The sequence below is a fragment of the Curtobacterium sp. PhB78 genome (assembly GCF_003751685.1).
Classification (GTDB): Bacteria; Actinomycetota; Actinomycetes; order Actinomycetales; family Microbacteriaceae; genus Curtobacterium.
The window spans coordinates 22,226-39,793 of the sequence record NZ_RKIA01000009.1; the positions used below are offsets into that span (position 1 = coordinate 22,226).

The following is a 17,568-nucleotide window of genomic DNA, read 5'->3' on the forward strand; positions in this document are numbered from 1 at the left end:
AATCGCCTGTCCACGCAGCGAAGGCTGCGAGGCTACCGCCAGACGACTCCCGGAGGTGTCCCATGGCGAACGACGATCACGGTTTCTCGACCGAACAGGTGCACGGCGGCTTCGTGCCCGACGCAGGGCACGGCGCACGGATCCCGGCCATCCACATGTCCTCCGGCTTCCTCTTCGACGACTTCGACCAGGCGCGCGACCGCTTCGCCGGCACCGAGGACGGCTACACCTACACCCGCCTCGGCAACCCGACGAACGCCGACGTCGAGCGCCGCGTCGCCCTGCTCGAGCGGGGCGTCGAGGCGATCCTCGTCGGCAGTGGCCAGGCAGCCGCCACCATCGCGTTCCTCGGGCTCCTGCAGGCGGGCGACCACGTCGTCGCCGCCCGCAGCATCTACGAGGGCACCAAGGGGCTGCTCGTGCAGAACCTCGGCCGCCTCGGCATCGAGGTCGACTTCGTCGCCGACCAGCGCGACCTCGACGAGTGGGCACGGCTCGTCCGCCCGAACACGAAGGCGTTCTTCGCCGAGACGATCCCGAACCCGAAGAACGACGTCCTCGACATCACCGGCGTCGCCGACACCGCGCACCGTGCCGGGGTCCCCTTGATCGTGGACAACACCCTGGCGACGCCGTACCTGGTCCGCCCGGTCGAGCACGGTGCCGACATCGTCATCCACTCGGCATCGAAGTTCCTGTCCGGCCACGGCGCGGGCCTCGGCGGCGTGGTCGTCGACGGCGGTACGTTCGACTGGTCCGCCTCCCCCGAGCGCTGGCAGCACCTCACCAGCCCGGAGCGGTCGCTCGGTGGCGACAGCTACGTCGAGCGCTACGGCAACCGGGCGTTCGTCGTCTTCGCGCGTGACGTCGTCGCCTCGCGCATCGGGCCCACCCCGTCGCCGTTCAACGCGTTCCTGATCCGCCAGGGCATCGAGACGCTGAGCCTGCGCGTGGAACGCCACAGCGCGAACGCGCTGGCGGTGGCGCAGTGGTTGGAAGCACAGCCGGAGGTGACGAGCGTCGACCACGCGGGTCTGGCCTCCAGTCCGTTCCACGATCTCGCCCAGCGCTACCTGCCGCGCGGAGCCGGCTCCGTCTTCGCGTTCACGCTGGCGGGCGGCGAAGCCGCCGCGCACACCTTCATCGACAGCGTCCAGCTGTTCAGCCGGATGACCCACCTGGGCGACGTCCGCTCGCTGATCCTGCACCCCGCGACGACGACGCACGCCGGCAAGACCGCCGCGGAGCGCGCCGACCAGGGCATCGACGACGGCCTGATCCGACTGTCGGTCGGCATCGAGGACGTCGCGGACCTGCTCCGCGACCTGGAACGCGGGTTCGCCGCGTTGCGTTCTGCAGACGGCAGAGTCGGTCTGGAGGCCCGTGGCGCGTCCGACGCGGAGCGCGCGTCCCTGGAACACTCGGTCCCGGGCACGCACGTGATCTCGGAGGAGCTCTAGACGATGGCACGACCGCAACACTTCGGGTACTTCTTCTCACGCGGGTTCGGCCCGCAGGCGTGGGGGCGCTCGGACTGGGACTGGGGCCACGACTGGACCAAGCCCGACCTGTACCAGCAGTCCGTCCGCACGCTCGAGCAGGCCGGCATGGACCTGGTGATCGCGGAGGACGCCATCTCGCTCGGCAACCCGTCGACGCTCGACCTGCGCATCCGCCAGGCGTACGGCGGCCCGAAGCACGACCCGTTGCTGCTCGCGCCGTACCTGTTCGCGGCGACCTCGCACATCGGCATCGCGCCGACCGTGAACGCCGGGTTCACGCCGCCGTACCTGGCTGCACGACAGTTCGCCACGCTGGCGCACCTGTCCTCCGAGCGGCTCGGCATCAACGTCGTGACCGACGTCGGCAGTGCCCGGCACGCCGGTCTGCCGCCGCTGCCGCACGACCAGGCGTACGACCGGGCCGAGGAGTGGATCACGCTGCTCCGCCGGCTCTGGGGGTCGTGGGGGTCCGGGTTCATCGGGAACCGATCGGACTGGAGTTTCGCCGACGGGGACGCGCTCGACGCCTTCCACCACGAGGGCGCGTACTTCACCGCCGACGGCCCGCTCAACGCGCTGCCCCTCGACTCGGACCCGGTGGTCGTCTCCCCCGGTGGCTCCGGTCGGGGCCTCGCGTTCGCCGGGACCCACTCGGACGTGCAACTCGCGCTCGCGCCGCTGTCGGCCGCCGCGGTGGTGGACTACCGCGGTCGCGTGATCGCCGCAGCGCAGGCCGCCGGACGCACGGCCGCCGACCTGCGCATCCTGTTCGTCCTCAAGCCCGAGATCGTCTCGTCGTCCGACGAGGCCGACCGGATCGTCGAAGCGTCCCGGCACCCGTCCGACGACGACCTGCGGACCGCGGCGATCGCGTGGTCGAGCGACTCCGAGACGGACCTGCTCGCGCTCGACCTCGACGCACCCGTGCCGGACGGGACCTTCGGCGACCACGTCTCCGCCGGCACGATCCGCGGGCTGCTCGGCGACACCCCGGACGCTCCCCTGCGCTCGCTCCTGGAGCGGAAGGCCCGCAAGGGGCGGGTCTCCTCGCGCGAGGGCTTCGTCGGGACCGCCGACGAGTTCGCCGACTTCATCGAGGAGCTTGGGTCGGACGCCGACAACGACGGCATCATCTTCTCGGGCGACCTGCACCCGGCGCAGATCCACCGGATGTTCGGCGACCTGGTGCCGGTGCTCCGGCGCCGTGGGCTCCTGCGGCGGGAGTACGGCGCCGGGGGCATCCGGGCGAACCTGTTCGACTTCTAGTGGTGGACCGGCTCGACTAGTGGTGGACCGGCTCGACTAGTGGTGGACCGGCTCGACCACGCCTGATTCCTCGACGTCACGGACGTCCTCGGCCGTGCGGAGGATCTCCGCACGGTCCGACGCGGAGTTGATCGCCCAGTAGTAGATCACCAGTGAGAACACCGCGACCACGACGATGTCGATCCACAGCGGGAACACCGGGTGCGTCAGCGGACCGAAGTCGCTGAGGAACACGATGAGCCCCATGCCGATCAGGTACGGCAGCAGCCACTGCGCCGCCTTCCAGTCCCAGCGCGGCCGGACGCTCGAGGCACCGCGGAACACGTTGTTCAGGATGATCACCACGGCACCGATGAGGATCGCGACGCCGAGCTTCCAGTCGGTGTCCCACCCGGTCCACAGGATGATGAGGTTCGCGACGATGAACGCGATCGGTGACAGCACCGCTGCGGCGGGCATCCGGTAGGGGCGCTCGATCTCCGGGATCCGCTTCCGGAACGCACCGAGCGCCAACGGGGCACCGGCGTACATCAGGACCGACGCGCTCGTGATGAGGCTCACCAGCCCCTGCCACGAGGGGAACGGTGCGAAGCACGCGCAACCGACGACGAACGCCGCGACGAGCCCGACCCACGGCACGCCCTGCTTCGTCGTCCACTCGAACGCCTTCGGGAAGTACCCGTTGCGACTGAGTCCGTAGGAGATGCGGCTCGTCGCCGTCACGTAGATCAGCCCGGTCCCCGCGGGCGAGATGATCGCGTCGATGAAGATGACCACCGCCAGCCACGTGATGCCCGCGGCCATCGCGATGTCGGCGAACGGCCCCGTGTACTTCGTGAAGTCGGCGGTGGCCCAGGACCCCTGGATCGCATCCGACCGGAGCACCCCGAGGAACACGACCTGCAGCAGCAGGTAGATCACCAGCCCGATGAGCACCGAGCCGATGACGGCACGCGGGATGTCCCGCCGCGGGTTCTTCGCTTCACCCGCGAGCTGGTCGGCCTGCTCGAAGCCCAGGAAGGCGAAGATGATGCCGGAGGTGGACACCGCCGCCAGGACCCCCTTGGCACCCTCGGGCATGAAGCCGTCAGCCGCCGTGAAGTTCGAGCCGTGGAACCCGCTGAACGCCAGCACGACGATGACCAGCAGCGGGATGGCGACCTTCCACCACGTCGCCGCCGAGTTCGTGTTCGCGAGGATCCGGACGCTGAGCAGGTTGATCACGGTGACCACCGCCATGAGGACGACGGCGACCGCGATGCCGGCGCCGGTGAGCAGCTGCTGCGTCTCCCCGTCCACCGTCGTCGTGTGCAGCCACGGGTGCGCGAACTGCCAGTGCTGCGCGTACTTGATCATCGCCTCGACCTCGATCGGGGCGACGGTCACGGACTGCAACCAGGAGAACCAGCCGAACGACGCGCCGGCGATGCCGCCGAACGCGATGTGCGGGAACCGTGCCGTCCCGCCCGCGATCGGGAACATGCCGCCGAGTTCGGCGTGCACGAGGGCGAGGACGAGGATCGCCACACCGCCGATGAGCCACGAGATGATCGCGGCCGGGCCGGCGGTCTTCAGGGCCTCCTGCGACCCGAAGAGCCAACCGGAGCCGATGATCGACCCCGTCGAGGCCCAGATGAGCCCGATGAAGCCCACGTTCCGCTTGAGGCCGGAGTCCGGCAACGCCGGCGTCGTCGTTGTAGCCACTGCTGCTCCCGTCGAGTGAGCGGGCCCCACGAACGGGGGTCGCGCTCATCGACTCTGGCACCGGGACAGCGGGTTGGCCGGATTCTTTAACATGCCGGAAACAATTGTGCTGTATAAGTACTCAGGCTGCTACTTCTTGGACTTCTTCTTCTTGCCGTCGGCCTTCTTGTCCGACTTCTTCTTGTCGGACTTCTTCTTGCCGTCGTCCTTCTTCTTGGACGGCTTCTTGGCGTCCTTCTTCTGCTTCTTGCCGTCGTCCTGCTTCTTGGACGGCTTCTCGTCCGACTTCTTCGGCTTCGCTCCCCCCGAGGGCAGCGGGAGGACCGGGGTCAGCTCCGGCGACTCGACCCCGTCGATCGGCTCGACGACCACGGCGGAACCCGTGTCCAGCGCGACGTCGACCGCGTGTTCCTCGAGCACGGGCGCGAGCGCGTCCGTCACCCGCTCCACGGTGAGCACCGCGTCATCCTCGGCGAGCCGCAACAGCGCCTGCGCGGTCCGCACCCGGGTCGTGGTCTTGCGTGCCAGGACGTCGGCGCGCGCACCCTCGAGGAACGTGCGGAGCGTGCGCTCGACGACCGACCGTCCACGCGGTGCAGCGCGGTCCAGGCGGTCCAGCTCACCGGCGACCCCGGCCACGTCATCGGCGACGTGCTCGTGCCGCACCGACTCGATCAGCGCCGCGATCGCTGCTGCACCCCGTTCGACAGCAGCCGAACGCTGGTCGAGCACGACGAGCATCTCGACGACCGAGCCGTAGGTGACGGTCTCGAGGCGGACGGGTTCGGCACCCCGGCCGCGGACGACCAGGCGGGCGTCGGGCGTGGGCAGCCAGGCGGCGAGGGCAGCGACGGTCGCGACGGACCCCACGATCCGCTCGTAGTCGGCGAGCACCACTCGCTCCTGCTCGCGCAGACGGACTCGGATCGCGATCTCCTGCACCACGTGGGGGCCTTCCGTTCGGGGTCGGCGCGGGCGTTTCCCTGCGCCTCCTCCGGAGCGTAGTCCCCGGACGTGGCGAGACAGCGAACGCCCCGGCATCGTCCAGGGACGGTGACGGGGCGTTCGTGCAACACGTGGTGACAGCGGCTCGACGACCGGCGAATGGTGGAGATGGGGGGAATCGAACCCCCGTCCATCGCTGCAATTCGACGTCTTCTACGGGCGTATCCGGATAGTTCGTTCTGCTCGGCCCCGTCCTTTGCTACCGGCTTCTAGGACGACGGGCCCAGTCTCAGTGCAAGTCCCGCACGGCCCTGAGGCGCAACCGTGCAGCAAGTCCTCTGGATGACGCCGGGATCAGGTTAGGGGACGGTCACCTGGCCGACGGACTTCATGTGCTGGGCTGCTTACGCAGCGAGAGCGAAGTCAGTGCGCTTGGAATTGGCACTTGTTGTTTTCCACGGATCGTTCACGAGATAACCGTGGGTCCTCGGCCCGCTTCCCGTCGGCACACAGGCAATGTCGAAACCGATCATCCCCATGCGGGCCGGACGTGCGAGCCGCTGTCACGCTGTTGAGTTGTGTTGCGACTGCTCCGATCGGAGCAGTCCCTCAGTCTAGCTGACCGAGGTACGAGGCCGCTACTCGCCGACGCGGTTCTTCGTGCGCATGGCCCGCTCGGCCTCACGCTTGTCGGTCTTCTCCCGCATGGCCTGACGCTTGTCGAACTCGCGCTTGCCCTTGGCGACCGCGATCTCGATCTTGGCCCGACCGTCGTGGAAGTAGATCTGCAGCGGCACGAGGGTGTAGCCGCCCTGGGCCGTCTTGTGCGAGATCTTCACGATCTGCTGCTTGTGGAGGAGCAGCTTGCGCTTGCGCCGAGGTGCGTGGTTGTTCCACGTGCCCTCGGTGTACTCGGGGATGTGCACCGCATCGATCCAGGCTTCGCCCCGGTCGATGTAGGCGTACCCGTCGACCAAAGAGGCACGTCCCATGCGCAGGGACTTCACCTCGGTGCCGGACAGGACCATGCCGGCCTCGTACGTGTCCTCGATGAGGTAGTCGTGTCGGGCGCGACGGTTCGTCGCGACGATCTTCTCACCGCGTTCCTTCGCCATGACGACTCCTCTCGTTCCGGGCACTGCGCTGCGCAGCCCTACAGACTACCCAACAGCAGGCGCCTCACGCACCTTCCCGGCGCGGCGGATCAGACCTTGAGGTAGCGGCGGATGGCGATCGACGCCGACACCGCGGCGAGCAACACCCCGATGACGATCACCGACGGCACCACGATGGCCGCATCCCCCATGCCGATGAACGCCGTGCCGGTGAAGCGCTCGGCCAGGAAGTTCCGGACGAAGAACCACACCACCGCGGTGATGGCGCCACCCGCCAGGACGGCTCCGATGGCGGCGGCGATCACCCCCTCGAGCACGAACGGCGTCTGGATGAACCGGTTCGACGCACCGACCAGCCGCATGATGCCGAGTTCTCGCCTGCGACTGAAGGCGGACAACCGGATCGTGGTCGCGATGAGGAGCACGGCGGCGACGAGCATCAGCGCCGCGATGCCGATCGCCGTGTACGACGACGCGTTGAGCAGGTTGAAGATCGGTTGCAGGTAGCCGCGTTGGTCGACGACGCTCTGCACACCGGCGACCTTCGACAGGCTCTCGACGAGGACGTCGGCCTGCGACGGGTTCTTCAGGTTCACCCAGAACGTCTCGTTCAGGTACTCGGGCTTGACGAACTCGGTCGCCGCGGAGTCCTTGAACTGCTCCTTGAAGCGGGTGAACGCCTGGTCCTGGTCCTCGTAGTACGTCTTCTCGATGTACGGCTTGAGGGTGGACGACTCGAGCTGGGCCTGGACCTGCTTCCGCTGGTCCTCGGTGGCCTTGGCACCCGTGCAGTTGCCGGTGGTGTCGGTGTCGGTGCACAGGTAGACGGCGACCTGCGCCCGGTCGTACCAGTACCCCTTCATCTGGTTGATCTGCATCTGGAGCAGGATCGCGGTCCCGACGAAGGTGAGCGAGATGAAGGTCACGAGGACGACGGAGACGACCATCGACGCGTTGCGCCGCAGGCCCGAGCCGACCTCGGACATGACGAGCCCGAGCCTCATCGGATGAGCCCCGGGATGGTCTGGATGCCGGTGGTGTTCGACACGGTGCCGCGCTGGATCGGGACCGCCTGGGTCTGGTAGCCGCCGGACTGCTCGTCACGGAGGACCGTGCCGTTCGACAGCTCGATGACCCGACGCTGCATCTGGTTCACGATGCTGGCGTCGTGGGTCGCCATGAGCACGGTGGTGCCTCCCTGGTTGATGCGTTCGAGGAGCGCCATGATGCCGGCGGACGTGGTGGGGTCCAGGTTGCCGGTGGGCTCGTCGGCCAGCAGGATCGCCGGCTTGTTGACGACGGCGCGGGCGATCGCCACGCGCTGCTGCTCACCACCGGAGAGCTCGTGCGGCATGCGGGTCGCCTTGCCCGCGAGTCCGACGAGCTTCAGCACGTCGGTGACGGCCTCGCTGATGAAGCCCTTGCTCTTGCCGATCACCTGCAGTGAGAACGCGACGTTGTCGAAGACATTCTTGTTGGGCAGGAGTCGGAAGTCCTGGAACACGACGCCGAGGTTGCGCCGGAAGTACGGGACCTTCCGCGACGCCAGGGACCCGAGGCGCTGCCCGAGCACGTGGATCTGGCCGCGGGAGGGCTTCTCCTCCTTGAGCACGAGGCGCAGGAAGCTGGACTTGCCGGAACCCGAGGCGCCCACGAGGAACACGAACTCGCCCTTGAGGATCTCGAGGGTGAGGTTGTCGAGCGCCGGACTCGGGTTGCCCGAGTAGACCTTGGTGACCTGGTCGAATTTGATCATGACCGGATCAGGGTAGGTCGCCCCGCTTGGAAAGCAAGCGAGGCGCGCGGCTCACGAACCCCTACGCGTCGACGGATTGCTTGCGCCAGCGGATGCCGGCGTTGATGAAGCCGTCCAGGTCGCCGTCGAACACGGCTGAGGGGTTGTTCACCTCGTGCTCGCTCCGCAGGTCCTTGACCATCTGGTACGGCGCCAGCACGTAGGACCGGATCTGGTCGCCCCAGCTCGCCGTGATGTTGCCGGCGAGCTCCTTCTTCTTCGCGTTCTCCTCTTCCTTCTTCAGGAGGAGCAGGCGCGACTGCAGCACGCGCATGGCGGCCGCACGGTTCTGGATCTGCGACTTCTCGTTCTGCATGGAGACGACGGTGCCGGTCGGGATGTGCGTCAGGCGCACCGCGGAGTCGGTCGTGTTGACGGACTGCCCGCCGGGGCCCGACGAACGGAAGACGTCGACGCGGATGTCGTTCTCGGGGATGTCGATGACCATCGTCTCCGGCATGAGCGGGATGACCTCGACCGCGGCGAACGAGGTCTGCCGCTTGCCCGCTGCGCCGAACGGCGACATGCGGACGAGTCGGTGGGTGCCGGCCTCGATCGACAGGGTGCCGAATGCGTGGGGGGCGTCGACCTCGAACGTGGCGGACTTGATGCCCGCTTCTTCGGCGTAGGACGTCTCCATCACGGTGGTCTTGAAGCCGTGCTGTTCGGCGTACCGCAGGTACATGCGCATGAGCATCTCGGCGAAGTCCGCGGCGTCGACGCCGCCGGCCCCGGCGCGGATGGTGATCACGGCGGGGCGGTCGTCGTACTCGCCGTCGAGGAGCGTCTGCACCTCGAGGTCGCCCATGGTCTTCTGGATCGCCTTGAGCTCGGCGACGGCTTCGTCGGCCGAGTCCTGGTCGTCGCCCTCGTTCGCCATCTCGACGAGCACCTCGAGGTCGTCGATGCGACGCTCGGTGTCGGTGATCTTCTTGAGCTCCGACTGCCGGTGCGAGAGCGCGCTCGTCACCTGCTGCGCGTGCTCGACGTCGTCCCAGAGGTCCTGGGCGCCCGCCTGCTCGCTGAGGTCGGCGATCTCACGCTGCAGGCGGTCGACGTCGACCACCGAGCGGATGTTGCCGAAGGTCTCTCGGAGGGCGGAGAGCTGCTCGGTGAAGTCCAGTTCGACCATGGTCACCGATCCTACCGGCGCGGCAGGCCGGTCGGCGTCGCACCCGCGCCGGCGGGCGCGCTACCGCCCCAGCAACGGCTCCCGCGACGCCATGCCCGCAGCCCCGGCCCGCGCCACCGCGTCGGGCAACGCCGCCAGGAAGGCGTCGACGTCCGCATCGGTCGAGGTGTGTCCGAGCGTGATCCGGAGCGCACCGCGGGCGTCCTGCTCCGACAGGCCCATCGCGAGCAGCACGTGCGACGCCTCGGGCACGCCGGCCTGGCACGCCGACCCGGTCGACACCGCGACCCCGGCCGCGTCGAGCAGGAACAGCAGCGAGTCGCCCTCGCAGCCCGGGAACGTGAAGTGCGCGTTGCCGGGCAGCCGGTCGTCGGGGTCGCCCATCAGCACGGCGGACGGCACGGCCGCACGGACTCCGGCGACGAGCCGGTCGCGCAGGGCGACGAGCGACGGGTGCGGCATCGGCTCGGCGGCGACCATCGTGGCCGCGACGCCGAACGATGCTGCAGCGGGGGCGTCCTGGGTGCCGCTCCGCACCTGCCGCTGCTGCCCGCCGCCGTGGATGAGGGGCTCGACGGTGGCCTTCCGCCCGAGCACCAGCGCACCGATGCCGACCGGTCCGCCGACCTTGTGCGCGGAGACGCTCAGGGCGTCGAGGCCGGACGCGGCGAACGACACCGGCACCTGGCCGTAGGCGGCGACGGCATCGCTGTGCACGGGCACGCCGGCGGCGTGCGCCAGCTCCACGATCCGTGACACGGGCTGGATGGTGCCCACCTCGTTGTTCGCCCAGAGGAACGTGACCAGGGCGACGTCGTCGGCGGAGGCGAGTCGTGCCTCCAGTCCGACGAGGTCGACGCGACCCTGCGCGTCCAACGGGACCACGTCGATGACGGCGCCCTCGTGCGTCTCCAACCAGGTCAGGGTGTCGACGGTGGCGTGGTGCTCGCCACCCGGGACGACGATGCGGGGGCGGGCACGGTCGCGTTGACGAGCCCAGAACAGGCCCTTCACGGCGAGGTTGATGCTCTCGGTGCCGCCGGAGGTGAACACGACCTCGACGGTGTCGGCGTCGAGCGACCGGGCGACGGCGGCGCGGCCGTCCTCGAGCAGCATCTTGGCGCGCTGCCCGGCGCTGTGGATCGAGGACGGGTTGCCGACGGTTCCGAGCGCGTCGGTGAACGCGGCGAGCGCCTCCGGCAGGATCGGCGTCGTCGCGGCGTGGTCGAGGTAGACCGGCATCTGCACCCCCTGGAACGAGCGGTGTCCAGGATACGCGTCGGTCCTCGTACCCTTGTCGGGTGCACGAGACAGCGATCGACCACACCCCGGGGTTCGACCTCGGGGCCGACGTCCCGCGGTTCTCCCTGCGGTCCGCCACCGCCACGGCCGTCGTCGTGGTCGTCGAGCGAGCGGACGGGCAGCCGGTCCGGTACCCGCTCGAGCGGCTGCCGGCGACCGACCTGTGGACGGCCGAGACCCCCGGCGCCGCCCCGGGTGACCGCTACCACCTGCTCGTCGACGGGCCCGTCGGACCGCGGAACGAGTTCGACCCGACACGCCCCCTGCTCGACCCGTACGCCCGCGGCATCGCACCGACAGGGCCCGGGACGCCCCGCTGGACGAGCGTCGTCGTGGACGACGCCTTCGACTGGGGCGGCGTCGTCAAGCCCACGGTCCCGCTCGACCGCGCCGTGGTCTACGAGGCGAACGTCCGCACCCTGACCGCCGCGAACCCGCACCTGCCGGAGCACCTCCGCGGCACGTACGCCGGGGTGGCGCACGAGAGCACCATCGCGCACCTGCACCGCATCGGTGTCACGACGCTCGAGCTCCTGCCGGTGCAGGCCTTCGACACCGAGAACTGGCTGCGGGACGCCGGTCGCGAGAACGCCTGGGGCTACAACACGCTCGGGTTCTTCGCGCCGCACGCCGCGCACGCCTCCGCACCCGCACGGGCCGAGGGCGCGTCCGCGGTCCTGCGGGAGTTCAAGGGCATGGTCCGACTGCTGCACGAAGCGGGCATCCAGGTGGTGCTCGACGTCGTCTACAACCACACGGCGGAGGAGGGCCTCGGCGGACCCACCACCAGCCTGCGCGGCATCGACGGCGCGAACCGGTACCGGTGGGCCACGGGGGAACCGCCGTTCCGGGACACCTACTACGACACCACCGGCTGCGGGAACACCCTGGACACCTCGGTGGAGTCCACCGCCGACCTGATCGTCGACAGCCTGGTCTACTGGGCCCGCGAGGTGCAGGTCGACGGCTTCCGCTTCGACCTGATGGCCGCGCTCGCCCGCGACGCCCACCACGTGTTTGACCCGCAGCACCCGCTGCTCGAACGGATCCGGAACCACCCCGACCTGCAGGACACCCTGGTCATCGCCGAACCGTGGGACGTCGGCCCCGACGGCTGGAAGACCGGCTCGTTCGGCGCGGCGGGCGCCCGGACCAGCGAGTGGAACGACGGGTTCCGGAACACCGTGCGGCAGTTCTGGCTCACCGACATCGCCGAGGAACGCCGAAACGGCATGCCGCACACGGGCATCGGCGCGCTCGCCGGCGCCTTGACGGGCTCCCGACACCTGTTCGGCGCCGACCGGGGTCCGCTCGCGGGCGTCAACTTCGTGACGGCCCACGACGGGTTCACCCTGCTCGACCTGGTGTCGTACGACGGCAAGCACAACGCGGCGAACGGTGAGGAGAACCGCGACGGCTCGAACGACAACCGTTCGTTCAACCACGGCATCGAGGGCGACACGGCCGACCGCGGCGTCCGGGCGGCGCGCGGCCGTTCGATGCGGAACCTCGCCGCGACGCTGCTGCTCTCGGCCGGCGTGCCGATGCTCACCGCGGGCGACGAACGGAGCCGGACGCAGCACGGCAACAACAACGCCTACGTGGTCTCCGACGACCTCACCCCGGTGGACTGGTCCGACGACGAGGACGCCGAGTCGATGACCGAGGCCGTCGCCGCGCTCGCCCGGTTCCGCGCCGCGCACCCGGCGCTGCGGCCGACACGGTTCGGCATCGAGGGGCAGGAGACCCCCGGGGCTTCACGGATGTCCTGGTACGGGCCGGACGGGCACCCGATGACCGTCGAGGGCTGGGACCAGCCGGTGCACCGCGTCCTGCAGTACTTCGCCGAGTCGACGCCCGAGCACGAGCCGTACGACCGCGTGCTGGTCGTGGTGCACGGCAGCGGGCGCACACGTGACCTGACGCTGCCGGTGCGCGAGGACGTGCTCGGCTACCGCCTCGCGTGGTCGAGCGAGAAGCACCGCGACCACGAGCGGCTCCGCCCCGCCGGTCAGGTGTTCACCGCCTACGGCCCCGGCATCCACCTGTTCGAGCCGGCGTAGCGCGCGATCCGGCCCGCGCCCGGAACGCGACCAGCGGGCGGACGGGAGGCCCGTGGCGGCCCCGCAATGGGCCTCCCGTCCGGTTCCTCCACAGGTCCACGGCGCGCCCGACCGTCCACAGCGGGCGGATTCCGGGGAACGCGGAGGCGCTCGCCGGGTAGCGTCGCCTCCGTGGCCACCGCAGACCGACCCCGCCGACCGAAGATCGGGCGCATCCCGATCACCGAACTCGCCCCGAGGACGCCGAACGGTTTCCCCGGCAAGGCGTTCGACGGCGAGGTGATCACGTTCGGTGCGACCGTCTTCCGAGAAGGACACGGCATCATCGGGGCCGACCTCCTGCTCGAACGCCCGGACGGGGGCACCAGGACCGTCCCCTTGGCCCTCGGTGCGCCCGGGACCGACCGGTACGAGGTGACCGTCCAGGTCGACCACGTCGGCGTCTGGACCTGGCACGTCGAGTCCTACTCCGACGACTGGGCCACGTGGCTGCACGCCGCACGGCTGAAGATCGCGGCCGGGGTGGACACCGAGGCGACGCTCCTCGACGGCGCCCTGCTGCTCGACCGACTGGCCGACGAGACCGACTCCCCCGCCGCCACCCGTGCGGCAGCCAAGGTGCGCGACACCGACCTCGACCCGGCCGAGCGCCTGGCCGCCGTCGACGACCCGCGCATCGTGGCCGAGGTCGAGGAAGCCCCGCTCACCTCGCTCCGGACGCACTCCCCGACGCAGCTGCTCGACGTCGAACGCACCCGTGCCGGCGTCGGTGCCTGGTACGAGTTCTTCCCCCGCAGCGAAGGCGCGAAGAAGAACCCGGACGGCTCGTGGAAGAGCGGCGACTTCCGCACCTCGGCCCGCCGCCTGCCCGCCGTCGCCCGGATGGGCTTCGACGTCGTCTACCTGCCGCCGATCCACCCGATCGGCACGACCGCGCGCAAGGGCCCGAACAACACGCTCACCCCGGGGCCGCACGACCCCGGCAGCCCCTGGGCGATCGGCTCCCCCGAGGGCGGGCACGACGCCATCCACCCCGACCTCGGGTCGGAAGACGACTTCCGCGACTTCGTCGAGACCGCCAAGAACACCGGCATGGAAGTGGCGCTCGACTTCGCGCTCCAGTGCTCCCCCGACCACCCCTGGGTCACCGAGCACCCGAACTGGTTCACGCAGCGCGCCGACGGCTCGATCGCGACGGCCGAGAACCCGCCGAAGCGGTACCAGGACATCTACCCGATCCAGTTCGACTCCGACCCCGAGGGTCTGGTCGCCGAGGTCCTGCGCGTCCTGCGGCACTGGATCGACTTCGGCATCCGGATCTTCCGGGTGGACAACCCGCACACCAAGCCGCTCTGGTTCTGGGAGCGCGTGATCCGCGAAGTCCGCGACGAGCACCCGGACGCCGTGTTCCTGGCCGAGGCGTTCACCCGTCCGGCGATGATGCGCGCACTGGCAGAGGTCGGGTTCCAGCAGTCGTACTCGTACTTCACGTGGCGGAACACGAAGGAAGAGATCGAGTCCTACTTCGAGGAGCTGTCGCACGAGACGAGCGACTACCTGCGCCCGAACCTGTTCGTGAACACGCCGGACATCCTCACCGAGTACCTGCAGTTCGGCGGCCGCGCCGGCTACAAGGTGCGTGCCGCGCTCGCTGCGACGGGCGCCCCGACGTGGGGCATGTACTCCGGGTACGAGCTGTTCGAGGACGTCGCCCGACCCGGCTCGGAAGAGAACATCGACAACGAGAAGTACGAGTACAAGCCGCGGGACTTCGCCCTGGCCGAGGCCGAGGGCGCGTCGCTCGCCCCGTACGTGACGATGCTCAACCGGCTCCGTGCCGCGCACCCCGCGCTCCGCCAGCTGCGGAACCTGCACGTGCACGCCGCCGACGACCCCGCGACCGTCGTGTACTCGAAGCACCTGTCCGGCGAGTTCATCCGCTCCGGGCACGCCGACACCGTGATCGTCGTCGCGAACGTCGACCCGCACTCGGCACGTGAGACCACCGTGCACCTGGACCTCGCTGCGCTCGGCCTGCCGGCCGACAGCCGGTTCGACGTCCGTGACGTCGTGACCGGGCAGCGCTGGGTCTGGGGCGCGTCGAACTACGTCCGCCTGGACGCGTTCCAGGAACCCGTGCACCTGCTCGTCGTGGAAGGACTGCACCGATGACGAACGACCCGACCGCACCCCAGCCGCCCCCAGCCTCGGGCCGTGGGCCCGCCGTGCCGCCGGTGCCGCCTCCGCCGCCACCCGTGCCCGCGCGGACGCCGTCCGACGCGAAGCCGGAGCCGCGGTACGAGCCGCGGGTCTCCGCCCCCGACGAGGACCTGCCCGGTGCGCCTGCTGCACCGCGCGAGGCGCCCGACCGCGGGGTCGCCGAGTCCGCCACGCTGGCGGGGCACGCCGCCGACGCGACGCACCCGCGGGTTCCGTCCGTCGACGCCGTCTCGTCCGCTCGGACTCCCGCCGTCGGCCACGCGGCAGACGCGTCCACCGTCGCGCCGTCGACCGCCCTCCCGACGCCATCGGATCCCGAGCCCGCCACCGCCGACGGCACCGGCCCGCGTCCGGCACCGGTCGACCAGTGGCTGCGCCAACAGGTCGCCGAGGGCCGCTGGTCGCAGCCCCACGACGTCCTCGGCCCGCACGCCGTCGACGGCGGCACGAGCGTCCGCGTGGTGCGTCACCTGGCACAGGCGGTCCGGCTCGTCCGGCTCGACGGCGACGACGTCGAGCTGACCCACGAGGGCGACGGTCTCTGGGCCGGTGCCACCACCGAGGAGCTCGGGCGCTACCGGGTCGAGGCCGACTACGACTTCGACGAGTCCTCGGAAGAGGACGACGCCACCTGGACGACCGACGACGCGTACCGGTTCGCCCCGACGCTCGGCGAGCTCGACCTGCACCTGTTCGGGGAAGGCCGCGACGAGCAGCTCTGGCACCACCTCGGCGCGCACGTCCGCACGATCGACGGCGTCGACGGCGTCGCGTTCTCCGTGTGGGCACCCCGAGCGACGGCCGTCCGCGTGATCGGCGACTTCGAGGGCTGGGAAGGCCGGACCACCGCGATGCGGCGCCTGAGCGACCTCGGCGTCTGGGAGCTGTTCTGGCCCGGAGCCGTCGCCGGACAGCGGTACAAGTTCCAGATCCTCACCGACTCGGGCTGGGTCGAGCGCGCGGACCCGTTCGCCCGCGAGGCCGAGATCGCCCCGGCCACCGCCTCGGTCATCACCGAGTCGAGCTACACGTGGTCCGAGGGCGACCGCGCCTGGATGGAACGCCGCGCGGAGACGACCACGCACGACCAGCCGATGAGCGTCTACGAGGTCCACCTCGGCTCGTGGCGTCCCGGGCTGTCGTACCGCGAGGTCGCCGACCAGCTGATCGGGCACGTGCAGTACACGGGCTTCACGCACGTGGAGTTCCTGCCGCTCGCCGAGCACCCGTTCGGCGGCTCGTGGGGCTACCAGGTCACCGGGTACTACGCCCCGACCGCACGCTACGGCTCCCCCGACGACCTGCGCTACCTGATCGACCGCCTGCACTCGGCCGGCATCGGCGTGATCATGGACTGGGTCCCCGGACACTTCCCGAAGGACGAGTGGGCGCTCGGACGCTTCGACGGCCACGCGCTGTTCGAGCACCCGGACCCCCGCCGCGGCGAGCAGCTCGACTGGGGCACCTACGTGTTCGACTTCGGGCAGCCGCAGGTCCGGAACTTCCTGGTCGCCAACGCCCTGTACTGGCTCGAGGAGTTCCACATCGACGGCTTGCGCGTCGACGCCGTCGCCTCGATCCTGTACCTCGACTACTCCCGCACCGACTGGCTGCCGAACATCCACGGCGGCCGCGAGAACCTGGACGCCGTCGCGTTCCTGCAGGAGACGAACGCCACCGCCTACAAGCGCTACCCGGGCATCGTGATGATCGCCGAGGAGAGCACCTCGTGGCCCGGCGTGACCCAGCCGACGAGCGCAGGTGGTCTCGGTTTCGGCCAGAAGTGGAACATGGGCTGGATGCACGACTCGCTCGAGTACGTGCAGCGCGACCCCGCGTACCGCAGCTACCACCACGACGAGATCACGTTCTCGCTCGTCTACGCCTTCAGTGAGCAGTTCACCCTGCCGATCAGCCACGACGAGGTCGTGCACGGCAAGGGTTCCCTCTACGGCAAGATGCCCGGCGACGAGTGGCAGAAGCTCGCGAACGTCCGGGCCTACCTGGCGTTCATGTGGGCGCACCCCGGCAAGCAGCTGCTCTTCATGGGGCAGGAGTTCGCCCAGCCCGCAGAGTGGTCCGAGGCGAAGGGGCTCGACTGGTGGCTCCTCGACCAGCCCGGGCACCGCGGCGTGCAGGACCTCGTCGCCGCCCTGAACCGGGTGTACAAGGACACGCCCGCGCTCTGGACGCACGACAGCACTGCCGACGGCTTCGAGTGGATCGAGGGCGGCGACGCACCCCACTCGACGCTCGGGTTCCTGCGCAAGGACGGCGACGACCGGCTGGCGGTGTTCGTGAACTTCTCGGGCGTGCCCGTGGAGCGCCGGTTCGGCCTGCCGAGCGCCGGCGAGTGGCACGAGGTGCTCAACACCGACGCCGCGGAGTACGGCGGCTCCGGTGTCGGCAACCTCGGAGTCGTCACCGCCGAGGACACCCCGTGGGCCGGCCGCCCCGCGTCGGCGCACCTCGTGGTGCCGCCGCTCGGTGCCGTCTGGCTCAAGCTCGAGCGCTAGCTGTGGCC

12 protein-coding genes and 1 other RNA gene are annotated in these 17,568 nt (G+C 70.0%); 5 read left to right on the plus strand and 8 right to left on the minus strand.

From position 1 onward, the window contains the following. The first annotated feature begins 62 nt into the window (after positions 1-62). A complete protein-coding gene (locus tag EDF53_RS17665) occupies positions 63-1,460 on the plus strand; it encodes an O-acetylhomoserine aminocarboxypropyltransferase/cysteine synthase family protein (RefSeq protein WP_111086437.1) in 1,398 nt (465 codons plus the stop codon). A 3-nt stretch (positions 1,461-1,463) separates the two neighbouring features. Then, entirely contained in the window at positions 1,464-2,768 is a 1,305-nt protein-coding gene (locus tag EDF53_RS17670) for an LLM class flavin-dependent oxidoreductase (RefSeq protein ID WP_123294780.1), read from the plus strand. Between the two features lie 36 nt (positions 2,769-2,804). On the opposite strand, the gene EDF53_RS17675 is transcribed toward EDF53_RS17670, so the two are convergent. The 8 genes from EDF53_RS17675 to EDF53_RS17710 form a co-directional block, all read right to left on the minus strand. Then, complete coding sequence (locus tag EDF53_RS17675) at positions 2,805-4,472, minus strand: APC family permease (RefSeq protein WP_221181233.1); 1,668 nt, start codon at positions 4,470-4,472, stop codon at positions 2,805-2,807. A gap of 129 nt (positions 4,473-4,601) precedes the next feature. After that, positions 4,602-5,417 carry a hypothetical protein gene (locus EDF53_RS17680; protein WP_123294781.1) on the minus strand — a complete coding sequence of 272 codons (816 nt, stop codon included), beginning with the start codon at positions 5,415-5,417 and terminating at the stop codon, positions 4,602-4,604. A gap of 160 nt (positions 5,418-5,577) precedes the next feature. Further along, positions 5,578-5,954: a transfer-messenger RNA gene (gene ssrA / locus EDF53_RS17685) on the minus strand. A gap of 101 nt (positions 5,955-6,055) precedes the next feature. Next, positions 6,056-6,532, minus strand: a complete 477-nt coding sequence (gene smpB, locus EDF53_RS17690) for an SsrA-binding protein SmpB (RefSeq protein WP_123294782.1) — start codon at positions 6,530-6,532, stop codon at positions 6,056-6,058. A gap of 89 nt (positions 6,533-6,621) precedes the next feature. After that, entirely contained in the window at positions 6,622-7,536 is a 915-nt protein-coding gene (ftsX, locus tag EDF53_RS17695) for a permease-like cell division protein FtsX (RefSeq protein ID WP_111086440.1), read from the minus strand. After that, the gene (gene ftsE / locus EDF53_RS17700; protein ID WP_111086441.1) at positions 7,533-8,288 is read right to left on the minus strand and encodes a cell division ATP-binding protein FtsE; all 756 of its coding nucleotides are present in this window, start codon (positions 8,286-8,288) and stop codon (positions 7,533-7,535) included. Before ftsE ends, ftsX begins: the two co-directional genes overlap by 4 nt. A 61-nt stretch (positions 8,289-8,349) precedes the next feature. Continuing rightward, on the minus strand, positions 8,350-9,459 hold the full coding sequence (gene prfB / locus EDF53_RS17705) for a peptide chain release factor 2 (RefSeq protein WP_111086442.1): 1,110 nt from the start codon (positions 9,457-9,459) through the stop codon (positions 8,350-8,352). Between the two features lie 60 nt (positions 9,460-9,519). After that, entirely contained in the window at positions 9,520-10,701 is a 1,182-nt protein-coding gene (locus EDF53_RS17710; RefSeq protein WP_123294837.1) for a cysteine desulfurase family protein, read from the minus strand. Between the two features lie 59 nt (positions 10,702-10,760). Here EDF53_RS17710 and EDF53_RS17715 point away from each other — a divergent pair, with 59 nt between their 5' ends. The 3 genes from EDF53_RS17715 (at position 10,761) to glgB (ending at position 17,560) form a co-directional block, all read left to right on the plus strand. After that, complete coding sequence (locus EDF53_RS17715) at positions 10,761-12,824, plus strand: glycogen-debranching protein (protein WP_123294783.1); 2,064 nt, start codon at positions 10,761-10,763, stop codon at positions 12,822-12,824. Between the two features lie 171 nt (positions 12,825-12,995). After that, entirely contained in the window at positions 12,996-14,996 is a 2,001-nt protein-coding gene (locus EDF53_RS17720) for an alpha-1,4-glucan--maltose-1-phosphate maltosyltransferase (RefSeq protein WP_185021101.1), read from the plus strand. Next, positions 14,993-17,560: a 1,4-alpha-glucan branching protein GlgB gene (glgB, locus tag EDF53_RS17725; RefSeq protein ID WP_221181234.1), complete on the plus strand. Its 2,568-nt coding sequence runs from the start codon at positions 14,993-14,995 to the stop codon at positions 17,558-17,560. The genes EDF53_RS17720 and glgB overlap by 4 nt, the downstream gene beginning before the upstream one ends. The last annotated feature ends 8 nt before the right edge of the window (positions 17,561-17,568 follow it).

Coding starts and splice junctions, on each gene's coding strand:
- EDF53_RS17665 (WP_111086437.1), top strand. CDS start 63: ATGGCGAACGACGATCACGGTTTCTCGACCGAACAGGTGCACGGCGGC.
- EDF53_RS17670 (WP_123294780.1), top strand. CDS start 1,464: ATGGCACGACCGCAACACTTCGGGTACTTCTTCTCACGCGGGTTCGGC.
- smpB (WP_123294782.1), bottom strand. CDS start 6,532: ATGGCGAAGGAACGCGGTGAGAAGATCGTCGCGACGAACCGTCGCGCC.
- ftsX (WP_111086440.1), bottom strand. CDS start 7,536: ATGAGGCTCGGGCTCGTCATGTCCGAGGTCGGCTCGGGCCTGCGGCGC.
- ftsE (WP_111086441.1), bottom strand. CDS start 8,288: ATGATCAAATTCGACCAGGTCACCAAGGTCTACTCGGGCAACCCGAGT.
- prfB (WP_111086442.1), bottom strand. CDS start 9,459: ATGGTCGAACTGGACTTCACCGAGCAGCTCTCCGCCCTCCGAGAGACC.
- EDF53_RS17710 (WP_123294837.1), bottom strand. CDS start 10,701: ATGCCGGTCTACCTCGACCACGCCGCGACGACGCCGATCCTGCCGGAG.
- glgB (WP_221181234.1), top strand. CDS start 14,993: ATGACGAACGACCCGACCGCACCCCAGCCGCCCCCAGCCTCGGGCCGT.